Source organism: Thioalkalivibrio sp. ALE10 (assembly GCF_000381385.1).
Taxonomy (GTDB): Bacteria; Pseudomonadota; Gammaproteobacteria; order Ectothiorhodospirales; family Ectothiorhodospiraceae; genus Thioalkalivibrio.
The window spans coordinates 1-6,854 of the sequence record NZ_KB906465.1 but is presented as its reverse complement, the minus strand read 5'-3'; the positions used below and the strand labels follow the sequence as shown (position 1 = coordinate 6,854).

Here is a 6,854-nt window from a genome sequence, read left to right as displayed (position 1 = left end):
TGGTGATCGCCACCTCACCGCCTTCCGGCACATCCTGGCTTTCGCCGCTGATGTCCAGCGTGCCCTCACCCTCGGCCGGATCGTCCGCATTCACGGTCAGATTCGACTCAACCGCATCCAGCTCGGCCGTATCCTGCGCCGTGATGTCGTTGCCGTTGTTGTCGGTCGCTTCGGCATCGATGGTCAGCGGGCCGTCGGTCAGGCCGCTCACATCCACATCGGCAACGCTGTAGTCGCCGTTTTCGTCCACGGTGGCCGTGGCGGTCACGGTCTCGCCGTTCTGGTCGGTGATCGTCAGGTTGACGGTGTCACCTTCCGCCACGTCGGTGCTGGTGCCGCTGATGTCCAGCGTCGCCGCGTCGTTGTCGACGGTGGCTTCCACGCTCAGCGCGAATTCCTCCGGCACGTCCACAGCTTCAGCATCTTCTTCGGTCAGGACAATTCCTACATCTGGAGTCTCACCGGCATCACCGAGCACGTTGGATCCATAGAGATAGCTCACCTCACCCACTTCTTCGGTGTTGCGGGCGATGCGTACGAAACCGCCGCCTTCGCCGGCCGGGCCGCCGTCAACACCCGCGGCCGGGGCTTCGAGCAGGTCGGTAATGTCTTCACCGCGATCGAGGGCGGCGATGATCTCTTCGACGGTGGCCTCGGCAATTTCGCCGTCTTCCGGTACCGATTCGGCGGACTCCGCCAGATCGTCGGTGATGGTGGCGGATTCGTTACCCGCCAGGGACAGGGTCGACCCGTCTTCGAAGGCCATCTCGATGAAGGCACCGTCTTCAGCGATCACTTCCTCGCCGTAGAAGATATGGTCTCCGGGCTGCAGGACGCGGGTGTTGCCGTCTTCGTCCCGAGCAATAACCGTACCCACCACGGATTCGACGGTAGCGACAACTTCAGACATGACCTTCTCCTTGAATCCGGAAGCACTTCACAATTTTTGATGGGTACAAGCCTAGGGAAGTCGACGTGGGCACGACAGGTGTACCGAAGTACAGGTTTTGTCGGCTCGTCGAAGAGATAGTGCGAGAGTCGCCCGGAGGCACGCCAATGAAACCGCCGCGCGGGGTCTTCCCGGATTAACACGCTTTGCTACGCTTTTCGTATCCTGCGAGCGCAGCAAAGCGCATTACCGCCGTTAGCAAGGGGCCAGCGGCGGTAATGCGACTCAGGCGATCGGTTGATCCTCGCGCAGACGCGTCAGGTGGAGCACGAGCTGCACGCGATCCACTACGTTGAGCTTCTTGAAGACAGAGCCCAGGTGCATCTTGACGGTGCGTTCGGTCATGCCGAGCTGGCGAGCGATGTCCTTGTTGTGCGCCCCGGTGGTAACCGCCAGCGCGACCTGGCGCTCGCGCGGGGTCAGGTTCTCGAAGCCCTCGGGCGGAGTTTCCGGGTCACGGGGCTGGGCGCTGCGCACCGTACGGATCATGCGGGTCATCAGGTCCGGGCCCACCCACAGCCCCCCACCGGTGACCGTGGCCGCGATGGTTCGCAGCTGGGCGGCGTTGGTCAGCGCATGGCAGTAGCCGTGAGCCCCGGCATCGAACGCGCGAATGCCTTCCTCGTCGTGCGGGTGGCGCGAGTGCACGACCACACGGTGCACCAGCGTCATTTGCTTGACGTACTCCTCCCAGTCGGCCAGATCCGTGCCGATCCAGCAGGCCTCGGCGCCCTCCGGCAGGGTCGCCGGAAACGGCGGGCGCAGTACCTGGGCATCCGGAAAGGCCTCTTCCCAGCGCGGCGATGGCCGCGATGCCTGCTCCACCATGAAGATCTGCATATCGCTCAGCGCTCCGTAAAAGCCAGCTCGCCGGCGCGGAGAATCGGCTTGAGCAGGTACTGCATAACCGTACGCCGTCCGGTCATGATGTCCACCTGCGCGATCATCCCGGTCATGATCGGGTGTTCATCGTCGAACCCGGTCTCTTCGGTGCGCACCCGCACCTTGTAAAAGGTGTTGCCGTCATCGTCCGTGATGGTGTCCGGACTGATGTGCTCCACAGTTGCGTCCAGCGTGCCGAACAATGCGAACTCATACGCTGTAAATCGAACCTTGGCCCCCATCCCGGGACGCAGATAGGCGATGTCCTGCGGCGAGATCCGAGCCTCGATCAAGAGCTCGTCTTCCAGCGGCACGACCTCCGCCACTTCACGGCCGGGCGAGATCACCCCGCCGCGTGTGGTCGTGAACAGGCGCTGGACAATACCGCGCATCGGCGAGCGCACTTCGGACAACCGCACCCGATCCTCCAGGCCCTCGGCGCCTTCCGCCAGTTCTTCCAGGCGCCCCAGCGTGTCGGACAGATCCGAACGCCAATGATTGCGGAAATTCAGGCGAACCTCGCGGATATTCTCGTTCGCCTCCTCGATCGCAGCCTCCAGGCGCGCGATCTGGGCGGTCGCCTGTTCGCGGTCCCCTCGAGCGTTGGATACCTCACGGCGAAGGCGTAGCACCTCCACTTCCGATACCGCACCGCTCTCCACGAGCGGCTCGGTGACCTCCAGTTCACGGCTGGCCAGCTCCAGTGCGCGGATGGCCTGACTGCGCCGCGCACGAACTTCGTTCAGTTCTTCGCGCCGCTGGCGAAGCTGTTCCTCGGCAATGCGAATCCGGGAGCGCATCTCCTCCAGGCTTTCTTCGTAGAGGCGCTGCTCCTGCTCGACGATCGCCGGTGGGCCCGCCAGGAGGTCCGGAGTCAACAGGAACTCGGTATCCGTCACCAGCGCCATCAGCCGGGCACGACGGGCCTTCAATGCAAACTCGCTGGCCCTGGCCTCGCCCAGATCGGAAAGGAAACGGGTCGGATCTACGCGAACCAGAACCTCGCCTTCCTCGACCACGTCGCCTTCGCTTACGAGCACCTCGGAAACCACACCGCCATCCATGGACTGAAGCACCTGCAGGTTCTGCGATGGGATCACCCGCCCGTCACCGCGGGCGACTTCGTCGATCTCGGCGATCGAGGCCCAGTAAACCAGCAGGCCCAGTGTGATCAGGATCCCGTAAAGCAGCGCGCGGGCACGGATCGGGCGTTCCTGAATCTGGGTCCAGTCGGCGTCCGAGGCCCAGTTGCGATGATCACCCCCTCCCCTAGTCAGCCAGGGGCGAAAGATCCGGTCGACCATCGGGGCGCCCACCTTCCCGGCCTGGTCCATGCCACGGCCGAGCGCCTCGAATCCCTGGCCTTCCTTGCGCGTGCGCTTGCTCATGTCTGCGCCTTGCCCACGCGTCCTTCCCGCAGTGCCTGGACAACCTGCTCCCTCGGCCCGTCGGCCACCACGCGGCCCTGGTCCAGCACGATGATCCGATCCACCAGCTCCAGCAGCGAGGTGCGGTGGGTGGCGATCACGGTGGTGCGGCCCTGAATGAACTCTGCCAGACGGCGTTTCATGCCCTGCTCGGTGGAGTTGTCCATGGAGCTGGTCGGCTCGTCCATCAACAGCATACTGGGCTCGTGCAGGACCGCCCGCGCCACACCGACACTCTGCTTCTGCCCGCCCGAAAGCCGGCTCCCCCGCTCCCCGACCTGCAGATCAATCCCTTCCGGATGGGTATTGATCAGATCCTCGATACCCGAGATCGCAATCGCCTTGCGGATCGCCTCGTCGTTGGCCAGCGGATCGGCCGCCACCAGGTTCTCGCGCAGACTCCCGTAGAACAGCGTGACCTCCTGGCCCACATACCCCAGCGACCGCCGCAGCTCGGCCGGGTCCAGCTGGCGCACGTCAATTCCGTCCACCAGCACCGCGCCGGAGGTCGGCTGATAAAGCCCCATGATCAGCTTGGCCAGCGTGCTCTTACCCGAACCCACGCGTCCCAGCACGGCGACGTGTTCGCCCGGCTCGATCTTCAGTGAAACGCCCTGCAGCGCCGGCGTGGCGGATTCGGGATAGGCGAAGCCTACATTGCGAAACTCGATGGCACCCTCAAACCGGTCGCGGCTCAGGAAGTGTGAGTCCGCCGGCCGCTCGACCGGTAGCGCCATGATCTCGTTCAGCGAGCCGAGCGCGGTCGAGGCCTGGTGATACTGCATCAGCAGCCCAGCGGTCTGGCTGATCGGCGCCATCGCGCGCGAGGAGATCAGGTAGGCCGCAATCAGCCCGCCCATGGAGAGGTCCCCCTCCATGAGCAAGAACACGCCGAGCACGATGATGGCGACGCCGACCGTGTGCTGCGCCCAATTCGCCGTGTGCGTCACGCTTGCGGTTAGCAGTCGATTCTGCGCACTGGTCCGGGCCAAGTGGGTCGTGGCGCGTTCCCAGGTCGCCTGCACGCGCCCCTCCGCGCCCAGGGCCTTGAGCGTCTCGGCGCCGGTGAGGCTCTCGACCAGGGTCGAACTGCGCTGCGCCGCCACCCGGTAGCTCTCCTCCGCGAGTGCGTGCAGCTTGCGATGGATCGCCGTGGCATAGAGCAGGAGCAGCAACGCGCCAATAGCCACAGGTATCGCCAGCGGCCAGGCAATCAACGCGATGATGACGATGAACATCAACGCAAATGGCAGATCCACGAAGGCAATGATTGTCGCCGACGATATGAAGCTGCGCACCGACTCGAACGCGCCGATGCTGGAGGCAAACGAGCCTACCGACGCCGGGCGATTCTCCATGCGCAGGCCCAGCACCCGCTCCATGATGTGGGAGGAGAGCTTGACGTCCGCGCGCATTGCCGCCTTGTCGACGAAGTGGCTGCGCATGGTGCGCAGGATCAGGTCCGCGATCAGCACGATCACGACACCCGCCGCGAACATGAACAGCGTCTCGGTCGCGTGATTCGGGACCACGCGGTCGTACACGTTCAGCACGAACAGGGGCATCGCCAGCGCGAAGATGTTGATCATCACCGCGGCGATCAGCACGTCGCGATACAGCGGCCGGTTCTCGCGAATGACCCGCCAGAACCAGTGCCCCTTGTTTTCCTTCGAGACCTGCGGGGCGCGCGCATCCATCCGGAACTCGGGACGGACGTAGATGGCCCGGCCTACGTAGCGCTCTTTCAGCCGCTTCAGCGGCACATCGATGACCGCATCACCCAGCTCGGGGTCGATCACCCGCGCCACGCTCTTGTCTTCGTTCCAGCCGACCAGCACCCAGGCCTCGTTCTGGTCGAGCAGCAGCAGCGCAGGCAGCAGGTCGTCCTTCAGCCCGCGGGCGTCGCGGGTAACGGTGCGCGTGGTCAGGCCGGCACGCTGCGCCGCACGCGGAACCAGAGAGGGGCACAGCCGCCCGTCATCCAGCGGCAGTCCCGCAAGCGCGGAATCCGGGGTCAGGCGCAGCCCGTGCATACGGGCGATCAGGATCAGCCCGCCGAGCAGGCTGTCGGGGCGGCCCTCCTGATCCAGGACCGGCACCTCCGGTGCACCGTGATCCTCATCGCCGATGGACTCCGCTTCGGAAGCCCCGGATTTCGGGACTGAATCCCCGCGATCATCTTTGGAAGGAGGCTGGCTAATCGATATACCCCAAGGGCTGGGCACAAAAACTCAGTCGGCCCGCGCGCATTTGCGGGCGATAACGAGAGCAGGATCTTATCTCACCCCGTTCTGCGCCACAACGCACCGTCAGCGCTACACCGATGCGTCACGCGGCTTTAACACTTTCGGCGTGACCGAAAGAAATTCCGCAGCAGCTCGCTGGAACGCTTCGCCGCAACGCCATCAATGCATTCCAGACGGTGGTTATGCGCAGGGTGATGCAGCAGGTCGATCGCACCCCCGGTGGCGCCGGTTCGAGGGTCCGACGCCGCGAAGACCAGCCGCCCCACCCGCGCATGGACCATAGCGCCCACACACATGGAACAGGGTTCCAGCGTCACGTAGAGCGTGGTACCGGTCAGCCGGTAATTGGAACAGCGCTGGCCCGCCGCCCGCAGCACCCTGATCTCGGCATGCGCCGTCGCGTCATGCAGACCGATCGGCGCGTTGTGCGCGGCGGCCAGGCAATGACCCTCGGCATCGACCAGCACGGCCCCGACGGGCACCTCGCCGGTCGCGGCCGCCCGTTCCGCCTGCGCGAGCGCGAGCTCCATCCAGAAGGCATGCGCGCCCGCCTCCGTGGGTATCGGACCGCGATCACCGGGCCCCAGTGTCCGCGGGTCGTGTTCGAACTCAGCGGGCATCGTCCGGGCACACGGCGGCAAGCGCCTGTTCGATGGCACCGGCCAGATCCTGCGGCTTGCGCTGGGGCGCGAAGCGCTCGAGCACGGCGCCATCACGCCCGACCAGGAACTTGGTGAAATTCCACTTGATCGCGCGGGTGCCCAGCGCGCCCGGGGCCTGCTCTTTCAGGTAACGGTACAGAGGGTGCGCGCCCGCACCATTCACCTCGATGCGCGCAAACACGGGAAACGTAACCCCGTAGTTCAGCCCGCAGGCGCGTATCTGGTCCGCGTCGCCCGGCTCCTGGCCGCCGAACTGGTTGCATGGGAAGCCGAGCACGCGAAGGCCCTGCGCGGCGTAGCGGTCGTGGAGGGTCTGCAGCCCGGCATACTGGGGGGTAAAGCCGCATTCGCTGGCCACATTCACGATCAGCAGCACATCGCCCCGCCAGTCGGCGAGAGGCTGGACGCCACCCCCTGGCAGCGGGGCCTCGAAGTTGAAGACGCCGGTCACGAGTTACTGTCGAAAGTGGTGTAGGGGGAATTGAGGAAGGCGGCGTATCCGGCTGGAATGGAAGTGCGAGCAACCAGCCAGCCAAAGGAGATACGCCACCATGGCTCACGATACGACAGACATCCCGAACGGACCAAAGGACCCGTTGACCGATCTGCTGCGCCGCGGGGCGCGGGATCTGATCAAGCAAGCGGTGGAGGCCGAGTTGCAGACGTTCATGGAGCGCTACGCGGAGGA

At 65.0% G+C, this 6,854-nt stretch carries 6 protein-coding genes and 1 pseudogene; 1 reads left to right on the top strand and 6 read right to left on the bottom strand.

All coding sequences use genetic code 11. From position 1 onward, the window contains the following. The 6 genes from F788_RS14200 to F788_RS0113190 form a co-directional block, all read right to left on the bottom strand. Nucleotides 1-910 (bottom strand): retention module-containing protein (locus tag F788_RS14200; RefSeq protein WP_019590483.1); only part of this gene is annotated, 910 nt, incomplete at its 3' end. Nucleotides 911-1,174: 264 nt separating this feature from the next. Next, a complete protein-coding gene (locus F788_RS0113210; protein ID WP_019590482.1) occupies nt 1,175-1,789 on the bottom strand; it encodes a response regulator transcription factor in 615 nt (204 codons plus the stop codon). 5 nt (nt 1,790-1,794) lie between these two features. Then, complete coding sequence (locus tag F788_RS0113205; RefSeq protein WP_019590481.1) at nt 1,795-3,219, bottom strand: HlyD family type I secretion periplasmic adaptor subunit; 1,425 nt, start codon at nt 3,217-3,219, stop codon at nt 1,795-1,797. Then, nucleotides 3,216-5,387 carry a type I secretion system permease/ATPase gene (locus tag F788_RS0113200; RefSeq protein WP_051080626.1) on the bottom strand — a complete coding sequence of 724 codons (2,172 nt, stop codon included), beginning with the start codon at nt 5,385-5,387 and terminating at the stop codon, nt 3,216-3,218. Before F788_RS0113200 ends, F788_RS0113205 begins: the two co-directional genes overlap by 4 nt. Before the next feature lie 209 nt (nt 5,388-5,596). Beyond that, the gene (gene tadA / locus F788_RS0113195; protein ID WP_019590479.1) at nt 5,597-6,124 is read right to left on the bottom strand and encodes a tRNA adenosine(34) deaminase TadA; all 528 of its coding nucleotides are present in this window, start codon (nt 6,122-6,124) and stop codon (nt 5,597-5,599) included. Then, the gene (locus tag F788_RS0113190; protein WP_019590478.1) at nt 6,114-6,617 is read right to left on the bottom strand and encodes a glutathione peroxidase; all 504 of its coding nucleotides are present in this window, start codon (nt 6,615-6,617) and stop codon (nt 6,114-6,116) included. Before F788_RS0113190 ends, tadA begins: the two co-directional genes overlap by 11 nt. A 100-nt stretch (nt 6,618-6,717) precedes the next feature. On the opposite strand from F788_RS0113190, the pseudogene F788_RS14000 reads away from it, so the two are divergent. Next, nucleotides 6,718-6,854: pseudogene (locus tag F788_RS14000) on the top strand (IS256 family transposase); the annotation flags it as partial.

Coding starts and splice junctions, on each gene's coding strand:
- tadA (WP_019590479.1), bottom strand. CDS start 6,124: ATGCCCGCTGAGTTCGAACACGACCCGCGGACACTGGGGCCCGGTGAT.
- F788_RS0113205 (WP_019590481.1), bottom strand. CDS start 3,219: ATGAGCAAGCGCACGCGCAAGGAAGGCCAGGGATTCGAGGCGCTCGGC.
- F788_RS0113210 (WP_019590482.1), bottom strand. CDS start 1,789: ATGCAGATCTTCATGGTGGAGCAGGCATCGCGGCCATCGCCGCGCTGG.